Origin of the sequence: Aerococcus sp. HMSC062A02 (genome assembly GCF_001809535.1) — a bacterium.
In the GTDB taxonomy this organism is placed as follows: Bacteria; Bacillota; Bacilli; order Lactobacillales; family Aerococcaceae; genus Aerococcus.
The window spans coordinates 49,041-68,850 of the sequence record NZ_KV797935.1 but is presented as its reverse complement, the minus strand read 5'-3'; the positions used below and the strand labels follow the sequence as shown (position 1 = coordinate 68,850).

The 19,810-nt window shown below is 49.2% G+C and carries 18 protein-coding genes and 1 other annotated feature; of the genes, 8 read left to right on the top strand and 10 right to left on the bottom strand.

The features are described from left to right. Window positions 1-73 precede the first annotated feature (73 nt). From HMPREF2626_RS06595 to HMPREF2626_RS06570, 6 genes are all read right to left on the bottom strand, one after another. Window positions 74-1,444, bottom strand: coding sequence for a DUF4767 domain-containing protein (locus tag HMPREF2626_RS06595; protein WP_083294382.1), 1,371 nt, complete (start codon window positions 1,442-1,444; stop codon window positions 74-76). Between the two features lie 30 nt (window positions 1,445-1,474). Continuing rightward, a complete protein-coding gene (locus tag HMPREF2626_RS06590) occupies window positions 1,475-1,930 on the bottom strand; it encodes a GNAT family N-acetyltransferase (protein WP_070619086.1) in 456 nt (151 codons plus the stop codon). Window positions 1,931-1,932: 2 nt separating this feature from the next. Further along, on the bottom strand, window positions 1,933-2,415 hold the full coding sequence (locus HMPREF2626_RS06585; protein ID WP_070619083.1) for a cupin domain-containing protein: 483 nt from the start codon (window positions 2,413-2,415) through the stop codon (window positions 1,933-1,935). Between the two features lie 72 nt (window positions 2,416-2,487). Then, entirely contained in the window at window positions 2,488-3,246 is a 759-nt protein-coding gene (locus HMPREF2626_RS06580) for an ABC transporter permease (RefSeq protein ID WP_070619081.1), read from the bottom strand. Window positions 3,247-3,263: 17 nt separating this feature from the next. Continuing rightward, window positions 3,264-3,992: an ABC transporter permease gene (locus HMPREF2626_RS06575; protein WP_070619078.1), complete on the bottom strand. Its 729-nt coding sequence runs from the start codon at window positions 3,990-3,992 to the stop codon at window positions 3,264-3,266. Continuing rightward, a complete protein-coding gene (locus HMPREF2626_RS06570; protein ID WP_246818937.1) occupies window positions 3,970-4,749 on the bottom strand; it encodes an ABC transporter ATP-binding protein in 780 nt (259 codons plus the stop codon). The genes HMPREF2626_RS06575 and HMPREF2626_RS06570 overlap by 23 nt, the downstream gene beginning before the upstream one ends. A 141-nt stretch (window positions 4,750-4,890) precedes the next feature. On the opposite strand from HMPREF2626_RS06570, the gene HMPREF2626_RS06565 reads away from it, so the two are divergent. Together HMPREF2626_RS06565 and HMPREF2626_RS06560 are read left to right on the top strand one after the other, a co-directional pair. Continuing rightward, entirely contained in the window at window positions 4,891-5,598 is a 708-nt protein-coding gene (locus HMPREF2626_RS06565) for a response regulator transcription factor (protein WP_070619074.1), read from the top strand. Continuing rightward, window positions 5,598-6,998: a sensor histidine kinase gene (locus tag HMPREF2626_RS06560; RefSeq protein ID WP_070619071.1), complete on the top strand. Its 1,401-nt coding sequence runs from the start codon at window positions 5,598-5,600 to the stop codon at window positions 6,996-6,998. The genes HMPREF2626_RS06565 and HMPREF2626_RS06560 overlap by 1 nt, the downstream gene beginning before the upstream one ends. A gap of 458 nt (window positions 6,999-7,456) precedes the next feature. On the opposite strand, the gene HMPREF2626_RS06555 is transcribed toward HMPREF2626_RS06560, so the two are convergent. Both HMPREF2626_RS06555 and HMPREF2626_RS06550 read right to left on the bottom strand, forming a co-directional pair. Then, the gene (locus HMPREF2626_RS06555) at window positions 7,457-7,780 is read right to left on the bottom strand and encodes a hypothetical protein (RefSeq protein ID WP_070619068.1); all 324 of its coding nucleotides are present in this window, start codon (window positions 7,778-7,780) and stop codon (window positions 7,457-7,459) included. A gap of 24 nt (window positions 7,781-7,804) precedes the next feature. Then, the gene (locus HMPREF2626_RS06550) at window positions 7,805-9,349 is read right to left on the bottom strand and encodes a glycosyltransferase family protein (protein WP_070619065.1); all 1,545 of its coding nucleotides are present in this window, start codon (window positions 9,347-9,349) and stop codon (window positions 7,805-7,807) included. 334 nt (window positions 9,350-9,683) lie between these two features. On the opposite strand from HMPREF2626_RS06550, the gene HMPREF2626_RS06545 reads away from it, so the two are divergent. The 6 genes from HMPREF2626_RS06545 (at window position 9,684) to brnQ (ending at window position 16,649) form a co-directional block, all read left to right on the top strand. Beyond that, complete coding sequence (locus HMPREF2626_RS06545) at window positions 9,684-10,388, top strand: response regulator transcription factor (RefSeq protein ID WP_070619061.1); 705 nt, start codon at window positions 9,684-9,686, stop codon at window positions 10,386-10,388. Beyond that, the gene (locus HMPREF2626_RS06540) at window positions 10,381-11,283 is read left to right on the top strand and encodes a sensor histidine kinase (RefSeq protein ID WP_070619059.1); all 903 of its coding nucleotides are present in this window, start codon (window positions 10,381-10,383) and stop codon (window positions 11,281-11,283) included. The genes HMPREF2626_RS06545 and HMPREF2626_RS06540 overlap by 8 nt, the downstream gene beginning before the upstream one ends. A 103-nt stretch (window positions 11,284-11,386) precedes the next feature. After that, on the top strand, window positions 11,387-12,139 hold the full coding sequence (locus HMPREF2626_RS06535; protein ID WP_070619056.1) for an ABC transporter ATP-binding protein: 753 nt from the start codon (window positions 11,387-11,389) through the stop codon (window positions 12,137-12,139). After that, window positions 12,139-14,139: an FtsX-like permease family protein gene (locus HMPREF2626_RS06530; RefSeq protein ID WP_070619053.1), complete on the top strand. Its 2,001-nt coding sequence runs from the start codon at window positions 12,139-12,141 to the stop codon at window positions 14,137-14,139. The genes HMPREF2626_RS06535 and HMPREF2626_RS06530 overlap by 1 nt, the downstream gene beginning before the upstream one ends. Window positions 14,140-14,366: 227 nt before the next feature. Beyond that, entirely contained in the window at window positions 14,367-14,861 is a 495-nt protein-coding gene (locus HMPREF2626_RS06525; protein ID WP_070619051.1) for a beta-class carbonic anhydrase, read from the top strand. 130 nt (window positions 14,862-14,991) lie between these two features. Continuing rightward, window positions 14,992-15,219 (top strand) — a binding site (T-box leader). An 80-nt stretch (window positions 15,220-15,299) separates the two neighbouring features. Beyond that, a complete protein-coding gene (gene brnQ, locus HMPREF2626_RS06520; protein WP_246818936.1) occupies window positions 15,300-16,649 on the top strand; it encodes a branched-chain amino acid transport system II carrier protein in 1,350 nt (449 codons plus the stop codon). Window positions 16,650-16,775: 126 nt separating this feature from the next. Here the strand turns inward: brnQ and HMPREF2626_RS06515 are convergent, their stop codons facing one another. Beyond that, window positions 16,776-18,134: an MATE family efflux transporter gene (locus HMPREF2626_RS06515; RefSeq protein WP_070619046.1), complete on the bottom strand. Its 1,359-nt coding sequence runs from the start codon at window positions 18,132-18,134 to the stop codon at window positions 16,776-16,778. An 18-nt stretch (window positions 18,135-18,152) separates the two neighbouring features. Then, the gene (locus HMPREF2626_RS06510; protein WP_070619043.1) at window positions 18,153-19,805 is read right to left on the bottom strand and encodes an ArnT family glycosyltransferase; all 1,653 of its coding nucleotides are present in this window, start codon (window positions 19,803-19,805) and stop codon (window positions 18,153-18,155) included. Window positions 19,806-19,810: the final 5 nt, after the last annotated feature.

The window sequence follows — 19,810 nt, the reverse complement described above, 5'->3', positions numbered from 1 at the left end:
GACCTTGCTAAGGGTATTTTTTGCGGCAATGCCCTTTCTCACAGGCTTTGAATAAAGTCCACTGACTATTGACCTAGTCGCCATATATCTCCAAGAAGCCTTGGCGGAGTTCCTGGTTGGCGGTGTCTTTGAAGTGGACCTGGTCCTTGGCATCTGGACCGTCCTCTGCGACTAGGATCCGGGGCTGGCCCTTGTCTTCCACGAAGAGGTAGAAGTGGCGGTCGGGCTTGGGATTGGTCTTGTCTTCAATATCGCTATAGGCTGCCAGCAAGCGCAAATCTCCGGCTTCTTCCCCCGCTTGGACTTGGCGGGTCTTGCCGTCCAAGGTGATCGTGAAGTCTTCCTGGGGCAGCTTGGCCCCGTAGAAATCAGCCGGCTGGTCGGGGCTGTAGGCTTGGTAGGCTTGTCCCATTTTCTGCCCCCAAATCAGCATAAAGTTCCTTAGGCGCTGGCTTTTATCGCCTATCCCAGTTGTAGCAGTCGGTGTTTTAGTCGGCCCTTCTGGATAGTGGTTGGTGATGGCCACGCCATAGCGTTCTTCATAGTCGACCGCTGGCGTAGGGGCCACATCCCCTGTAAGTGGCACACCAAACCAGATGTCACCCGTCGTTGGATCTTGGGCCTGGACTCGAGTGGACCCAATATCCGTTGAATAAGGCCAGACAATATGAGCATAGAGGTCTGCCTGGAAGGGAATCTCATCCTTGAAATTGGGATAATTAATGAGGGTGATATAGGCTTCCATGGCCACTCCTGTATGGACAGCCAAGCGGTTGACTTCATCGAAGCTTTCATCAGTCAAGGCTGCCACATCCGCCATCTGCTTAGAAAAGTCCAAGTGATCCAAGACATACTGGCTCATCCGCCATTTAGCATCCAAACGATTCTGGTAATCTTCATAAACCAAGCCCGTCAGCCATTCCCTAAGCTGGTCTAAAGCCTCTTGGTCCCCTGCATCAAGTTCCGACAGCAGCATTTTCTCCAAGACAAAAGTATCCGAGTACAGTTCTCGGTAGTTCTCCTGATGGTCTTCCTTAGCCAGCTCTTGGTCCAGTTTCTGGTAGAGGGCTGCTATAGCCGGATGAACATCACCGGGATCACGATCGGCGGCTTGAACACTTTGGGCGGTGGGCAAGCCCGAAGCCAGTGCTTGGTCCAAACGCTTTGACCAACGTGCATTGGCTTGGCGGAGGCCTTGAATATAGCTTGACCGGTCCTTATCTTTCGTCTCAGAAGCAGCCCCAAGGGATTCCTTGGTCGGGTCAGGGCTTGAAGGGTCCGCCTGACTGGACTCTTCATTTGCTCGTGTCAGCTGGTCTGTCGCCTGGCTTTGTTCCTGGCCTGAGCTTTGCTTGGGGCTAGCTACTTCCTGGCCACAAGCAGCCAAAGCCAACTGGCAAGCCAAGACCAAGCCCCCTAATCTGATCCATCCTTTTCTCATCATCAGTCCTCCATCCTAATTCTTACACCATCTTTAACCAACATAGCGCATATAAAGCAAGGGATAAGGCCTGCCCACCTCATCCTGCTCGGTTCGCCGGTAACAGCGAAAGCCCATATGCTGGTAGAAGGCCACCGCTTGGGGATTCTGCTCATTAACGGTGAGCTGGCGAAGCCCATAAGCAGTCAAACCTTCTTCAAGCAAGGCCCTGCCGAGTCCCAGCCCCCAAGCATTCGGATGGAGAAAAAGCATCTCCAAGTTCTCCCCATCGATCCCCATAAAGCCAACAAGTTCACCCGCCGCTGACCAGGCCAAGACGAGCTGGGCTACCCCCATCAAAGCCCCAGGGACCTCTGCTTTAATGGCCTGGATAGCCTCTTCCGAAAGAAAATCATGGCTGGCTCGGATCGACGCCTCCCAGATTCCCAGCAGGTCCGCTAGATAGTCTTCACGCTTAGTCACTTCACGGATTTGAAAGTGTCTGGCCATACTTAGGCCTCATCTTCCCGCGTTAAGCGCTCAATAATCGCCGCATGGTCTGGGTACTGATCTAGCAAGTCCTGGCGGCTAAAGAGTTCAAAATCATCATACTCAAATCCCGGTGCACAGAGGCAGCTGACCAGGGCATAGCCTTCCTCTACTGTAGAGCCGAAGATGGTTCTCTGGGGCACCACATAGGATAGGTGTTGGCCCTGTTCCGGATCCAAACCCAGGTCCACCGTCTCATAGCGGCCATCAGGGTGGATCATATGCACGGTCAGCGGCTGGCCGGCATGGTAGTACCAAATCTCGTCGCAAGTCAGGCGATGGAAGTGGGAGGGATTATCCGCTTCCAGCACGAAATAAATACTCGTATAGAGGGCACGCTCACCCTCCCGCACCCGTTCTGAGCTCTTGACCACTTGCCGGTAATAGCCCCCTTCCACATGGGGCTCTAAGTTCAGGGCTTTGGCCCATTCAGCACTTGTCTTCATACAAAAAACCTCCTTTGCCTCCAGTTTACCATTTTCCAAGTCAGGCGCCTACTCCTTTCGACCAAGCTGACCTTAGTGGCGTTCGCGGTGGGCAAAGTATCGGCTAGACAAAAGTAGGGCCAGGCCTAAGAAGAGACTGCCGAAAACTAGGGCGACTAAGCCGTTAAAAGAGGTCGCTTCAAGGCCATTCTGGAAGTCAGCCATGGCACAGCTGACATAATAGCCACTGTAGCAATAAGGGTAAAGCATCCACAAGCTGGTGTTGGCAAATAGAATACTGGGAATAACCAGGAATAAATTCAGAGCCAGGGATAAGAAGGGCTGGCTAATCACAATAGTAAACAGCCAAATACAGGCCAGGCAGGGCAACATAGTGAGAAAGATCCCCAGACACTTGCTGGCCAAGTAGGCTAAGGGCACCGCCTGGTCAATCTCTGCCCAGTGTGTGGCTAGAAGGCCCGCCAGTATAAAAACAAAGAGGAAGAAGAGGATTTCTAGTCCTAAGAAAGCGACCAGAACGATAAATTTAGCCAGGTTCACTTGGCCTATTTTCACCGGCAGACTGAGCAGCTTGACTAAGGCACGATCCTTCGTTTCCAAGCGCTTGAGCATTAAAGCAACAACAATCATGGTGAAGGGCAGGAGGTAGTAGGCATACAAGAGGCAGGATTGGATAAACATAGCGCCCCAGGCCCCCTTATATTCCGGGGTAAAATAAGCCGAAATCGAATGCACACCGCTTAGGATAATCAGTAAGGGGGCAATCAATATCAGGGGTAAGATATGGGTGCGGCGCAGCTTAAGGCTTTCAACTTTTAGGACCGTTAACATATGGATAGACTCCTTTCTTATTCATAATGGCGGCTGTGGGCAAGATAGACGCCCCAGATAATGTAAAACAGGGCCGATAAGACCGCCAAGCCGACCATCCCCTCTGACAAAGTGAAGGTCATCCTGGCAGAAGGCTGGAACATCAAGACAAAGGGATGGATAAGAACCACTGGCTGGTTGAAGTTGGCAAGGGCGAGTCCAGTGAGGAGGCCAACTAAGCCAACCCCCAGCGAGGTCCACAGGTTCTGACAGCGAGAGGCTACAAGAACCATCCCTGTCAGGACCGGCAAGGACGAGAGAAAGGCCAGGCCAAATGCTGAGCCAACTAAGGCCAGCCGATCAGCCGTGAAGCCTACTTGCCCTGCCATCAAGCTCGCCAAGGCGGCAAATTCGATGAGAAGGCTAAACCCGTAGAGAAGGGTTAAGAGGCATAACTTGGCCAGGTACATCCGAGCCAGAGAATAGGGCAAGAAGTAGAGGTGCTTGATCGCCTGACCGCGACGCTCCAAATCATAGCTAAGAACTGTGGAGAGGATGAGCGCCAGCATGTTCAGCAAGGTCAGTATCCCATAAAGTTGGACCAGGAGGACTTGGATGGGGTCACCGGGCAAGTTCAAGAGCTGGTCACGCCGCAAGACATATGTCAGAGCAAGCAGGGCTGCTCCCAGGAGGCCAGTCAACAGTAGCCCCGGTACAATCCCGGTCCGCTTCAGCTTCTTCCCCTCAATCAGCAAGGCTTTTAACATGAGAGCTCCCTCCTTGTCCATGATTATCCGCCATGATGAGATTTAAGAAGAGGTCTTCTAATGACTCCTGGCCACCTGCTTGGGCTTTCAAGTCAGCCAGTGAGCCTTCGTAGAGCTGGTGGCCCCGGTTCATGATGCAGAGGTCGTCTACCAGCTGCTCCATCTCTGACAAAAGATGGGAAGAGATCAAGACCGTACAGCCATAGCGTTGCGGCAGAGAGAGGATGAGTTGGCGGATCTCATGGATGCCCGCCGGATCGAGGCCATTGGTGGGTTCATCCAGGATTAAGAGCGGGGGTTGTCCAATCAAGGCCGAGGCAATCCCTAAACGCTGCTTCATCCCTAGCGAATAGTGGCGGACAAGCCGGTCAGCATAGGGCAATAAGTCCACCTGGTCCAAGGCTTGGTCCACAGCTTCTGGACCCAGGTCCAAGATGCGCCGAATCAAATCCAAGTTCTCCCGCCCACTGAGGTTAGCATAGTAGGATGGCGCCTCAATCAAGGCCCCGACCTTGCGCAGGATAGCTTGACGGTCCTCAGGGAAGCTCAGTCCGTCAATCTGGCAAGTGCCAGAAGATGGGGCCGTCAGTCCCAAGAGCATCTTCATCGCGGTAGACTTGCCTGCCCCATTCGGCCCCAGCAAGCCATAGATCGAAGCCCGTCTCACATGGAGAGAGACTTCGTCGACAGCGATAAAATCCTTATAAACTTTACTTAACTTATGACTTTCGATGATATAGTCAGTCATTGTGATCATCCTTTCTTCCTGACTTGTCTCTAGCATAACAAGACAAGCTGACAGCATCCTGGCCCCAAACTGACATTTCCCTGACATTTTCCAAGAAGCATTGCTTCCCCTTTTTTTCCTGCCTATAATAGCCTTAAGGAGGAAGTGCCGATGACTAGCCATTATTTAAAAGAAAAAAAGATCCTTTTAGTCGATGATGAGAGGGACTTATTGGAGATGACCGCAGACTTTCTGAGGCAAGGGGGCTACCAGGAAATCTATACCGCCCAATCGGCTGAGGAAGCCCTGGACCTAGTAAAGAAAACGCCACCCGACCTCGCCATCTTGGACATCATGTTGCCCGATATGAATGGCTTTGACCTCATGCAGCGCCTGCGCCAGGGCCAGAACTACCCCATCCTCTTCCTCTCTGCCCGGGGTGAAGCGGAGGACCGCTTGCGGGGCTATGACCTGGGTGCGGATGATTATGTGGTCAAGCCCTTCCTGGCCAAGGAACTCCTCTATAAGATTACCGCCATCCTCAGGCGAGCCTATCCCAAGGCTGAAAGCCGCTTTGACCTCCTGGACTGCCAGGTTGACCTCGAAGCAGCTGAAGTCATCCGGGGCGAGGAAAGAGTCCGCCTGACCGCCAAGGAAGTGGCCCTCTTGCGCATGCTCTACCGCAATGAGGGAAAGATTGTCACCATCGATAATCTCTGCCTAGCCATCTGGGGGGACAATCCTTTTGGCTATGAAGAAGCCCTGATGACCCATGTCCGCCGGGTCCGTAAGAAGATTGAAGCAGACCCCTCCCATCCCCAATGCCTGGTCACCGCTAAGGGCCTAGGCTACAAGTTGCTCACGAAAGGACAGTCCTAATGGAAGCATGGCACAAGGCCCTCAGCCGCTATATCCGTATTATAGTCAGCAGTGCAGCTCTACTCCTCATCGTCAACCTCCTCGTCTTCGCCTTCCTGGCCAGCCCCTACCAAAAAGACGGTTCCCCCTGGCAGCTGGCTGACCAGGTCGCCCAAGAAATCAAGGCAGACCAAGGCCGCTACCAAATCAGTCCCAGCGGTGCCCGGCGGCTCAAGGAAGAAGGGGCCTGGGCCTTCTTCTTGGCCAAGGATTCCCCTAAGATTCTCTGGCAGTCAGCCAACACCCCTATCGACCTAGGCGGGCAAGTGACAACAGCGGAATTGGCCTCCTTCAACAGCGGTTACCTGGCTGACTATCCCACCTTTACTGGCACATCTGACCAGGGCCTCCTGGTTGTGGCCTACCCCAAGCAGAGCTACTGGAAGCTCCAGCACCCCAGCTGGCCCTATAAGTTTATTGCCCAAGCGCCTAAATTTATCTTCCTGGTCCTGGCTATCGACTTCGCCCTCCTGCTGGCCATCTATTTCTTCACTAACCGTCGCCTACTGCGCGCACTCGGCCCCCTAGCTGAAGCCATCCAAGCCCTGCCTAGCCAACAGAGGCTGGACCTCAAACTAGCTGGCCCCTTCACCCCAATCGCTCAAAAAATTAACCAAGCCTCCAGCCTCCTTCAATCTCAGCGAGCTGAACTTAAGAACAAGGACCAAGCTCGGAGCCAGTGGATCTCAAGTATCTCCCACGACATCCGCACCCCCTTGAGCATGGTCATAGGCTATGCCGACCAAGTCTTAAGTAATCCACACTTAGAGCCTAGCGACCAAAAGAAGATCACAGCTATCTTTATCCAAGGCCAAAAAATCAAAGACCTAGTGGAGGACCTCAACCTCTCCTCGCGCCTGGACTACCAGATGCAGCCCCTCAAGCTAGAAGAAGTCAACTTACTTGCCCTCTGCCGGCAAGTCGTCGCCGACTTCCTCAATAGCTTAGACGAAGACCGCTACACCATCGACTTCTCCTACCAAGGCTCAGGAAAGCCCAGCCTGCTTGTAGCCGACAAGAACCTCGTCCAGAGGGCTTTAAGCAACCTCATCAGCAACGCCATCCGCCACAATCCTCAGGGCTGCCGGATTCAAGTTGCCTTCCAAGACCTTAACGATGAGATAAGTATTAGCGTCTCCGACAACGGCCAAGGCCTGTCCCCAGCAGAAATCCAGGCCCTCCAAGCCGCGCTTGCTAAGAAAAACAAGGACCAAGAAGCCTTCCAGGGCCAGCACGGACTCGGCCTGCGCATCGTCCGCCAGATTATGGACAACCACCATGGCGATTTCCAAGTCCAAGCCCTCTCCCCCCAAGGCTTCCAAGCCCGTATCATATTCCCTCGAAGCCAGCAAAATGCATAGAAAAAAGCCTTTCGACTAGCCAGCTAAGTGCCAGTCGAAAGGCTTTTATAATCAAATATAATATGTTAATTTGTACTGTTGAGCATCCGTTCCACTTTTGAATTTGGTCGTTGAATTATGGTGGTTCAAGAACGGCTTTCGCCGTTTTGTACTTTATCCGTAAGTCGCTGAAGCGTCAACGGCTAAAGCAGCACCGGTTCGGGCAGCTTCAGCTCTTGGAGCGAAGCGACTTAGAGATGAAGTTCAAGGCTGCGCCAGCAGCGTTGCTACCTTCTTCTCACCTAGCAAGTCTCAAACGGTTCGTATGGCTTGCGCCAACGATCCGTAATTCGCTTTGCTTGCTTATACGTGGCTAACGACCAACTTCAAAGTTCCACTACTGCTCATTTTTGAATAGCTAAAACTTCATATTTAATCATTAATCAACTAACAAAATAAAAATATATCCAAAAGAAAACCTAAAACAATCCATGGTAACGCTGGTTGGTCCAGATAATCCGCCCCAGGCCCAGGACAAAGCCCAGGCCAAAGACCAACCAGGACCACAAGGATTGGATCAGGAGAAGGCCCAGGCCGGTTAAGGCGACCGCAAGTCCGATGAGCCCCAGTCCCTGGCCCATCCCCCGGGCAAAGTTTGTCCGATCTTTGCCGGTCAGACGGACCGGTTGGTAGCCATTGAGCAAGTCCAAGCGCTCCTTATAGGCAATTCGCCAGGCCTGCCAGCAGATCATAAGGCCACAGACGGCCATAAATAAGGCCATGAAAATCGCAATTCCTGCCATCCGTCCGCTCCTTTTTCTGATTAGTTAGTGCAATCGGTAGAGTTCAAAGTGGCGGTTCCGCCCCAGCCAAGTATTCTCACTGAAACCGAACTTGTCATAGAGAGCCTTAAGAACTTCGGGATGTTGGTTAAGGACATCGCGGTGGATCAATAACGTTACTTCATCCTCAACCGGGCCATGAGTCATCTGCTGGATCTTCTCCCTATAATCTCCCTGGCGCGCCTCGATCGGATAGATGGCTGGGAATTGGATAAGCTCCTCCGTATGCCAAACAATGCGTTGGGGTTCACTAGCCTGAGGAATGACAATGACTGGTGACTGATTATTCGCTTTCACGATGTGCATAAAGTCAGCAGATTCGGGATATAAATAATCTACTTCATATTCCCGGTGTCCCATATAGGTCAAGCCTCCTAAGAAGCAGACAAGCAAGGCCAGCTTAGCCCAATCAAAATCTGGGATTGGCGCCAAAACTTGCTGGTAGAGAAGGCCTGCACAGGCAATGATTAGGGGATAAAAGGCGAAGATATAGCGGGCTGAAGGATAAGGGGAAACCAAGGCAATCAAGGCCACCCCTAAGACGGTAGGCAGAGCGAGCAGAAGAAAGCTGTCCAGGGCTTTTCGCTGCCAGCATAAGACAAGGAAAGCCAGGATAGCGAAAGCTAAGAGAGCTTTGCCGTAACCGGCGAAGAGCTGGTCCATGATTAAGTCATAGAAGGCCCTCAACTGATCGACTTGTTGGGTTCCAAACAAGTTGCCCACCACTTCATTCCCCCGACCGCTATTGAGGAGGTGGTCGATAGTACTTGGGAAGATGGCGATGCAAGCCAGCACACTCAGGGCTTGTCCTAGGGCAAATCGACTCGCCGCCTTGACTTCTTTTTGTAAGCAGAGGAGAACAAAGAGGACTGCAGTCAGGATTCCCGCAAAGATATAGTAATAATACTGGGTTAGGCCTCCGAGGAGGGTGGTCGCCATAGCCGCGAGCAGGAACTTCCGACTAGGTGTTTTCAGATACTTGTAAGCGACATAGGCGAAGACAACTTGGATCAGGGCCAGCAAGAGATACATGCGGATATAGACAAAGGAGCTCAACCCACCCAGACTCAGCCCGTAGAAAGTCGCAAAGGCTAGGGCCAGCCAGCGATTCGCCAAGAGCTCGCGCAAAAAGAAATAGAGCACGAGCAAAATTAAGGCATAGACGACCAAGTTGAGTCCCAAACCGAGCCACTTAGAGAAGCTTCCTGGGAAGAAAGAAGACACCGTATGGAGGACCATATAATAAAAAGGCGGGTGGACATCCTGGGTCTGCTTATAATAAACCGACCCGTAGCTAAAGCGATCCTCTTCCGAAGTGGTGAGATAGTCCGCATAATAATCTGGGCTCAGCCACTGGTTATAATCATCCGGAAAGGGCTTATAGTAGGAATTGGCCAAGCCATAGGAATAATATTCATCCACATGGTAGCCTAATTTGTCTTGCCCTGTCCGAAAGGCCACCAGTAAGCAGATAGCCAGGGCTAGAATCCCGATTAGCTTAAAGGCTAGCGAATTTTTTGAATCGGTCACTTTACACGCTCCCATCATTTATTTTTTACTTAGCTATTATAACAAATTTTCTATGTCCCTAATCAAATTGTGTCGGTGAGCATTCATTACCTTTTAAATTTGATCGTAAAGAGCCAGAATCTATCGTCTAGCAAGCTTCAAGTTAAAGTGTGACAAAGGTCATTAAGCAATGATAAGATAAGGATAAATTATTCCCAGCTGATTGAAAGAGCCAAACTGACTTTTTAGCTCATCAAATAAGCTAAGCTCATTCCTGCTATAGATGACTAGTTCTGTTAGTGAATGAGAAAATTTTGCTTCAAAATACTCTAATCCCACGTAAAGGAGACTTCCTATGCGTATCTTAATTATTGAAGATGATCATTTGATTGCTCAACTGCTTGAAGACCACTTACGCAAGTGGCAATATGATGTAGCCTGTGTTCAAGACTTCACTCATATACTTGAGCATGTTGACGCCTTCGATCCCCATCTTATCCTCCTCGATGTGAATCTCCCCATCTATAATGGCTATTATTGGTGCCAGGAAATCCGTCGCCAATCTCAACTTCCCATTATTTTTATCTCATCACGTACTGAAGCCATGGACATGGTCATGGCCATGCAGATGGGCGGTGATGACTTCATCAGCAAACCGCTTGAACTCTCTGTCCTCGTTGCTAAGATCCAGGCTCTCTTACGTCGAAGCTATGATTTCTCAGTACCTGCTAATGAATTGACCTATCATGACGTGAAACTTCACTTGGATACAAGCCGGCTAACTTACGGAAATCAAGACATTGATCTCACCAAGACGGAACTTCTTATCCTACAAACCCTATTCAAAGCGCAAGGTGCCCTAGTCAGTCGCGAAGCCCTAATGGATGCCTGCTGGCTAGACGAAGCTTATATCGATGATAATACCCTGGCGGTCAATATTTCCAGACTTCGGAAGAAATTAGCTCGCATTAATCTCCGCGAATTCATCCTCACTAAGAAAGGTTTAGGTTATGCGCTTTTCTTAGATAGTGAAGAAGAGGGAGGGGCAATCAATGAATAGCTTCTTTAAATCTATCCGCCTCGAGCTGTTTTGGGTCATCAGCTCACTTTTAATCTTAATGCTCATCTTCTTCCTCGCCGACATCAATCCTGCGGTCTCCAGGCTCGCCCTCTCCTGGCTATTCTTCTTGTCTGGACTCTATTTCATCCTAACTTTCCTGTCTTTTAGGAGAAAACAAAAGATAGAAGATGAGCTAATCTCGACCAAAGAAGAACTTTACCAGCTCAAGTCAGATACCATCGCCAGACAAAAGGATATCGATGACTATTTCATCCACTGGGTCCACCAAGTGAAGACGCCTTTGTCCGCTCTCCAACTTATGACGGATAGTTCGGCCCCCATCAGTAAGGCCGATCTCAAAGAGCAAAGTTTAGCGATTGAAGGCTATACCCAGGCTGCGCTTGCTTATCTCAAACTTAGCCATCCTGATACCGACCTCGTCATTGCACCAGTCAAATTGGACGATATCATAAAACCACTGCTCAGACGCTATCGCTGGTCCTTTATTCATAACCACACCCAGCTTAACTACCAGGCGATTGATGACCAAGTTATCACGGATGCCAATTGGACCCAAGTTATGGTAGACCAACTTTTAAATAATGCCCTTAAATATGCTAAAGGCCAAAGCATCACTATCTCCTATAAGGCAACAGATAAAAGTCTGACGATTGCTGATACTGGTATTGGCATCCATGAGAGTGATATTGCCAAGATCTTTGATAAGGGCTACTCTGGTTTTAATGGGCGGCTTAACCAGCAATCCAGTGGTCTTGGCCTCTACTTAGTTGGTAAGATCAGTCGACGGCTTAATCAACCCATCACTGTCAAATCTGAGCCTGGCTCAGGTAGTCAATTCACGATTCATTTCCCTTCCCATCTTACAAAACTGTAAGTTTAGCGGGCCCCTTTGTAAGTTTAGATAAAGGCTGGCCCGCTTTTTGTGCGCTAAAATAAAATTAATCCAAAGCTTATAAAACAGGAAAGGACTTGATAATATGTTACTTAATGTCCAGCACATTCAAAAAATTTATGGCAAGGGGCCAAACCAGGTCATTGCCCTTAAAGATGTTAACTTCACGGTAGAAGCGGGCGAGTTCATTGCCATTATGGGTGAATCAGGTTCAGGTAAGTCAACGCTCCTCAATATCATTGCAACCCTCGACCAGCCTAGTGCTGGCCAAGTCAGCTTAAATGGGAAAAAGTTAGCGGATATTTCTAGCCAAGACACTGCTAAGTTCCGTCGCGAACAATTGGGCTTCGTCTTCCAAGACTTCAACGTCTTAAATACCTTTAACAACCAAGACAACATTCTTCTTCCCCTAGTCCTTTCAGGTTGTAAGGTCGATGACATGAAGCGAAAACTTGAAAACGTAGCCAGGCTTCTGGGCATTGAGTCCTTACTTAAACACTTTCCTTACGAGATCTCTGGGGGCCAGCGCCAACGTGTTGCAATTGCTCGTGCCATCATCACCGATCCAGACCTTGTTCTCGCTGATGAACCAACAGGCGCCCTCGACTCTAAAACAGCGGACCAAATGATGCGCCTCTTCCAAAGCATTAACCAGGAAGGCAATACCATCTTGATGGTTACCCACTCTATTCGGGCAGCTTCAGCCGCTAAGCGCGTTCTTTTTATTCGGGATGGGATTGTCTTTCATGAGATATATCGCGGGCAAGCAAGCTCTCTTGAATTTCAAGAACAGATAGCTAATAGCCTGGCTCTCTTAAATCGGAAGGAGCAATACTAATGAACCAACGTCTATCCTGGCGGTTGGCCATCCGAAACCTCAAGGCTTATCACCGCTTAAATCTTCCTTATATTTTTTCTGTTTCTCTAATGTTCGCCCTTGAATATGTTGTACTTTCGCTTATTTCTAATGATTATGTCCGGGAGCGACACGCTATCTTACCTACTATCATGGGAAATGGTGCCATTATTGGGGGCTTTTTCACAATCCTCTTTGTCATCTATGCCGATAACTTCTACCAAAAGCAGCGTAAACAAGAGCTCGGTATCTACAATATCCTTGGTCTGGAGAAGAAACATATTCGACGGATTATCGTTCATGAACAAATGATCAAATTCCTTATCATTACAGCTTTGTCTCTCTTAGCAGGCCAACTATTAGGCGCTCTAATCTTCCTTGCCCTCAACAAAATTATGGGCCAAGTCGGTGTCCCCCTTATGGCTTATTCTTTTTCTGCTATAAGTGCAGCCATCATCGTGGGCATCCATCTCGCCATTCAAGTCTTCCTTTATCTTAAGCTCCGCTTCCAACTCTGGCGCTATAATCCTATCCACTGGCTCCACCAAGAAAAGGCAGGCGAGCGTGAGCCCCGAGGAAACCTTCTTTTTGGCCTGGTCGGATTGGCTATGGTGATAGCAGGTTATCTCACAGCCAACCAAAATGTCCAAGTCATCAATGCCATCCCCCTCCTCTTCGCTGCCGTTATCCTTGTTATTATAGGTACCTATCTCATCTTCAGAGCCTTGATCATCCGCCTTCTTCTCGCTCTTAAACGCAGGCCCAACTATTACTACCAACCCACCCATTTCTTAACTTTATCTGGTATGCTCTACCGGATGCGAGCCAATGCCATTAGCCTAGCTAGCATCGCTGTCCTAAGCACCGGTGTCATCCTAGTCCTTGGTTTAACGACTAGCCTCTTTGCTAGCATGCTTAGCCAACCCAAACAAATCATAGAGACAGACTACCGAATCTCGACCCAAAGCCCTGACCTCAATAGCGACCAAGATGCGATCGAGCTTCTAAACCAAGGCCTTCAGTTAGCAGGCCAAGACCTCGAATTGACAGAGCACTTCTATCACCAGTCCTTCTCTAGCTTTGCCAGCCTAGAGAACCAGCGCTTAAGTCCAATTGAACCGAACAGCCTGCCACAGAATGATCAAGTGGGCGTCTACCTTTTGGTGGAGCCTCTCTCTGACTATCGTAGCCGTACAGGAGAAAAGATCGAACTTAAATCTGACGAAATTCTCCTCTCTGCCAATCGACCCAATATCCAAATTAAAGATAAAGTAGTTTTAAATACAAAGTCCTATGACATCCAAGGGCCAGTTAAGCATACCCTTGGCTATAATATTGGAGTGGAAGCTATTTCCATTGTTGTCCCTGACTCTGAGAGCTTCGAAGCTGTCCGTCAAGCTTTTCCAACAGCCATTGATCCACAAGCCAAACAATTCCTACCAGCTCCTATTCGCTATGCTGTTTACTTCAACGGAGAAGGTGATGGAGAAGCTTTGACGAAGCAGGCTGAAGACTTTGCGAACTTAGGGCTCGAATTTGAATCCCGGCAAGAAATTCAAGATAGTCTTTTTGAAATTAACGGCGGCCTCCTCTTCTTAGGGATCGTAACAAGCCTTATCCTCATCCTAGGAACCGGACTCATGCTCTACTACAAGCAAATTTCTGAAGGACTAGACGATCGTAAGAATTTCCAAATTATGAAGCGTGTTGGCCTAGAAGATCAGCTTATCAAGCGTACCATTCGCTCACAAATCCTCTGGGTCTTCATTCTGCCCCTTGCTGTAGCCATCCTCCACACCCTAGCTGCCTCCAAACTTGTCTTCAATAATCTCTTGAGAATGATTCAAGCTGTTCATACAGTGACTATTGTCTTGAGCGTAGTCGGTGTCATTGTGGGCTTCTCTATCTGTTACTTAATCTATTATTGGTTTACATCCCGTATCTACTACCAACTCATCAATGAAAGAGACAAAGCGCTCTAGTAAAATAGCGCCAGACGCTTCCTCATGTCTGGCGCTATTTTACTTGAATGTTGCTAAGGCTAATCCTATTAAGATCTCTCTCAGAGCATTACAAACTTTACTTCGTCAATTCCTTCCCCCTTCCCCTCCCATCGTGATGCCAGCGCCAGTGACTGATCAGCGACAAGCCCCCTAAAAAGTGATAAGATAATCCCAACTTAAATGACACAGCGATCAGGAGGAAAACCATGTCTTACTTTGAAAAATTCTTAAAAACCAACCAAGCCTATGCTGACCTACATGAAGATACGCACCTGCCCCTCCCTCCCAAAACCCGGGTGGCCATTGTCACCTGCATGGATTCTCGTCTCCACGTGGCCCAGGCCCTAGGACTCGCCCTAGGTGACGCCCATATCTTACGGAATGCCGGTGGGCGGGTCACTGATGACACGATCCGGTCCCTGGTTATCTCCCAGCAACAACTCGGCACACGAGAGATCATTGTCATCCACCATACAGATTGCGGGGCCCAAACCTTCACCAATGAAGGCTTTGCTGAGCAACTGGAGCGAGACCTCGGCGTCGACGTCAAGGGCCAGGACTTCCTCCCCTTCAGCGATGTGGAAGACAGCGTCCGCGAAGACATCACTCGGCTCAAAGCCTCGCCCCTGATCCCCGATGATATCATCATTTCCGGGGCCGTTTACGATGTCGATACTGGTCGGATGCAGCAAGTAGATTAGTTTTTCATTAGATTCCTTCATCATTTTTAGCTTGTATAGCCCTTGAAATAAAAAAAACATTAAGAAATTTAAGAAAAACATTTGACAATTATGAGAATCCGTCTTACAATGGGTTTAACTTTTGAAGACCAGAAAAAACATAGAAAAACGAGTAGACTTATGAAAGTTTATAGAGAGTAAGCGTTAGGTGGAAGCTTATAACGGCCATAAGTTCGAAAATCATTTTCTTGATTGCAAGGCTGAAGCGAAGTAAGTCTTGCCGCAGTGGTGTGCGTTATCCTCCCCCGGCATTGTTGGATGCTTGAGCGCTTATTTCGGTAAGAATAAAGGTGGTACCGCGGACTATTTCGCCCTTTGTCTATAGGACAAGGGGCGTTTTTTTATGGTTTTCAAAGTCAGAAATGTTGCTGGTTAGTTTTGGAAAATTAAGGAGGAATTATGATGAACAAGTTATCACGAAGTCAATTTCTACAAACTTCTATCATGCTGTTTGGTTTATTTTTTGGGGCTGGGAACTTAATTTTCCCACCATTGCTTGGTAATCAAGCGGGGAGCCAAACGTGGTTGGCCCTGGTTAGTTTTGCGGTGACAGCTGTCATCTTTCCCGTCTTAGGAACCATTGTCGTCGGTAAGTCAGAGGGCCTCTCCCAGCTCGCTAACCGCGTCGGGCCTAAATTTTCCATCATCTTTACCACAGCTATTTATTTATCCATCGGGCCTGGCTTAGGAATCCCTCGGGCAGGATCCGTTCCTTTCGAGATGGCAGTCGCCCCCTATATCCCCGAAGCCATGAGCCTAGGCCTAGCACGCCTGCTCTATACCTTGGTCTTCTTCGCCTTGGCACTCTGGCTCTGTCTCAAACCCAACCAATTGGTCAAACGCGTGGGTAAATATCTCACCCCTATGCTGCTCCTGATGATTGCCCTCATGTTTGTCCGGGTCATGTTCATGCCTAAAGGCGTCGCTGAACCGGTCGATGCCTATGCCGCAAGTCCTGTTGTCCAAGGTTTCCTCGAAGGCTACAACACTATGGACGCTGTCGCCGCCTTAAACTTCGGCTTCGTCATCTCCATGGCTATCCGTCGCTTCGGGGTCCAAGACAAGCATGAAGTGGCCAAGTATACCATGAAGTCCGGCCTCCTCGCTGGCCTGGTCCTCTTCCTAGTCTACGCCATGCTAGCCGCCATCGGTATGGTCTCCTCGCAAAAACTCGCTGGGGCCGATAATGGGGCCTTTATCTTAACCCAAGCGGTCCAAGCCTCTCTCGGTAACTTCGGCCTGGTCTTCCTCGCCGGCATCTTCACCCTGGCCTGCCTGACAACCTGCGTAGGCCTCATCACTTCCGGTGCTGAGTACTTCAAGCAATTATTCAAGGACAATCTCTCCTACCGGGCCTGGGTCTTTATCTGGACCGGCTTCTCCTTCCTAGTTGCCAACTTCGGCTTAAATAACTTACTGGCCTTCTCTGTTCCTGTCCTAACAGTTATCTACCCCGTAGCCCTGGTTCTTATCCTCATGGGCATCAGCCAGGACGTCTTCAACTTTGGCTCCCTCTCCTATCTAGTGGCTGCCACGGTCTCTGTGGCTCTGCCCTTGGTCGACATGCTGCAGACTACTTTCAACGTCAGCCTGCCTGTCCTCAGTTCCCTAGTGGATTACTTGCCCCTATCCAGTCAAGGCCTAGGCTGGTTAGTCCCTACCCTCGTCGCCCTTCTCATCAGCCTGGCCTGTGAAAAAGTCCTGCTCCCCCACTATGCCAGCAGCCCCGCTAACGAATGGACCCGCTAATTCAGCTTAGCCCCTCCCCTGGAAACCCCAGGGGAGTTTTTGTGCACAAAAAAGCAGGGGTGACTATTGACTGGTCACCCCTGCCTTTACAAGATCATTAGGATACTCACTGACGGCATAGCCAAGCTAGTCAGTTAGCAGCTGCTTGGCTTCAAGCAGCCAATCGCGGTAGAAGAAGAGCACAGCAGCCAAGTAGAGAAGGTAAACAAGGGCACCTCCGATAAAGGGCATAAAGTTAGCTACTGCATAAAAACAGAGGGCATGGCTAAGCAAGAGGAAGACCTCCCGCCAATGGTTCCTAAGATAAGTAAAACGGATTTGGCTAGTATAGAAGAACCAGCAGATATAGCAGAGGGTCGTCGCCATGGCAACGGTTAGAATATCATGCCAGACAAAGGATAGGCCTGCCACAAAGATAAAGGATAAAGCCGCGTAGAGGGCGCTATCGCGGAAGTATTGACGTTCCGGGACTGTTGCCTTATAAATATTAGCCACCAAGATCCGCGACAACATAATATAAGGAATCGCAATAAAGGTGACCGATAAGAGCGTTGTGGCCGGTTCATACTTGGGCAGGAAGGTCAAGATAATCCATTTAAAGATAAAGAAAGCAAAACCACTCAAGATCCCCAAGAAGATACAGGCTCTTTTGATCACATTCAAGAGCATCTGGTCCTTACGCTTAGCAATGACATTGTAGAAGACCATGCCCACCGCGTTAACGATCAAGAGGATGACATTGAGGACGGAATTCTGGAAAGAATACTGGGCGAATTCCTCAATTGCATACCACCATTTAGTCACCCAACTGCCAATCAACCCCACGAAGGTCAGCGACATGTTGGCAAAAAGGATAAAGAAGCCCACCCGGAAGAGGCCCAAGTGTTTCTTCCAAGAGAAGATAAAATTTAAGCCCTGGTTTTTGATGAAGCGGTATTCATAGAAGACCGTCAAGAAGAGATAGGATAAAATATTGAGGACAATATAAAGATAGTAATTGTCACTTCGCATGAGGAAAATAGCGGCCAGCAAGGTCAGGATATAGAAGATGCTCTTGGAAATATTAGCCCGGGAGAAGGTCGCAAACTGTCCCGTTGCCTGGAGGAAATTCTGATGGTACATATTAATCGTATCGAAGAGAGTAACGGTTGAGAAGAGGGCTAAGATAGGATTCTTAACGGCTAGGGAATAGGTCAGCATCAAAGCAAAAACACAGAGCTGATAGACCACAATGAAATTATGCTCAGAGCGAATTTCTAGGGGATCCAAGTCCTCAATTCGCCTGCCCCCATATTTAATATAGATCCCATCATTATAACCAAAGTTAAACAAGTAAGTTATTGAAGTATACATGATATATTCGCGGTAATTGCCATAGTCAGCAACGGTCAGAATAGCTGGGAGGAGGAAGTTGATGATGAAACTTGTTCCAAAACCAATGATATTAGACAGGGCCACGTTAAAGATGTTCTTCAATAATTTCATTTCTGACTCCTTTCATACTCAGGGTCTGGCTGGTAATTTTTTATAGAGGTGAAATTCTCCAACCTGGTCGATTTCCTCATAATTATTCTGGATCCAAGCCAGAAAGTCTGTTTCCACTTGAGACCGGTCCAGGGGAGAACGTGCCTTGAGCTTGTCTTCGATAACCAGCATCTGGGGCGGTTGACGGGTCAAATCCGAGCGGAATTCCTTGGCCACTGCTTCGGCCTGATCTAAATCGACCGCCGGCAGGTTGAAATAGCGGCTAGGGGCCTGGCGGTCAGCTAAGAGATAGAAGGCCCCACCAATCCGATGACTATAGAGCGTCTCCCCCGGCTGGCTCTCAGCGACAATACGCTGGCTGGCTGCTTCGTATTTATTCTTAGTGGAACTCCGTTTTAAGGCCCAGACATAGCGTTCATCTGTCCCAAGAGCCCATTGCCAGTCGCCAGGTCCTTTGAGCTGGCCATTGAATCCAGGGCCCAGCTGGTCGACTTTGGCGACTAGGGTGGGATGGTCCTCCGCTAGGCTCACACTGTAGACCCGGTTGTAGAAGATATCAGCCGGATACTTAAAGAGATAGGCTACAAGAACGATTAGGACCAAGTTGACTAGCGCCTGTCCCCGCTTAAGATCAAAGAGGCGGAGCGCCTGGATAATTAATAGACTGAAGAAGGGCACGAGAACCATAAAGTAGTGGGGATAGAAACGCCCCGACAAGAGCGTCGAATAGAAGGTCGCTCCAAAGGCTAGAAGGTAACCCCCTAGACGCCAGTAGGTCTGACCCCTGCCCCGGTCCTTGACCAAGCAGGCCAAAAGTCCCAAGCCCCCCAGTCCTAGGAGATGGTAGAAAGCTAGCTTCTCTTCCAACTTCATAAGGATTTCTTCCGTCGTGAGTTTACTATCGTTCAGATACTGGAGGTTGAAAAGAATCGAAAAATTAACCATCTCAGCAAAAGCTCCTTGGTAGAGCAAATATAAAGAAACCGGCAGGATAAAAGTCAGTATCCCTAGACTGGTCCAAGCCACCGCACGCTTCATCTCCGCATAATTCTTATGAATCAATAAATGAACAAAGATCAATGCAATCAAGGGCAGCCAACTGATGATCATATTGGCCCTTAAATTAAAGACAAAGGCCCCGGACAAGCCGACCAAGAAGTAAGACCAAGCCGGTAAGGAGTTGGCTTCAAAATAACGCAAGTAAGCAAGCAGCGTCAGCATAATCCCAGCTAGAGCATAAAGTTCCGTCAAATTACCCGACTCAATCAGCGGATCCAAAACGAGTAAGCTCACAGCGACTGCTAGGAGCGACCGTGGCCGGTCTAAGACCTGGCGGCCCATGTGATAGGTCAGTCCCGTGAAGGCAAGGAGGGACAGGAGTTCGACCCAATAAATCCCACCAAAGCGGTTAACATGGGGCATCAGCCAGCCTAGGGCATTGGCTAAGATAATACTGATTCCCTTATGATCGGTAAAATCCAAGTAAGGGACACCCCCTCTGGCCATCTCCCGCCCCATATAAATAAACATGGAACTATCATGGCCAGGAATGGCCTCGGCCCAAGGGCTTGACGTAAGTGACAGAGAGAAAATAAAAGTTAGGGCGAAGACCAGGCAAGCACTTAAAGCGGCAAATGCCCAGTCCCAATCGTTTCTTTGACTACTTTCCATCCAAC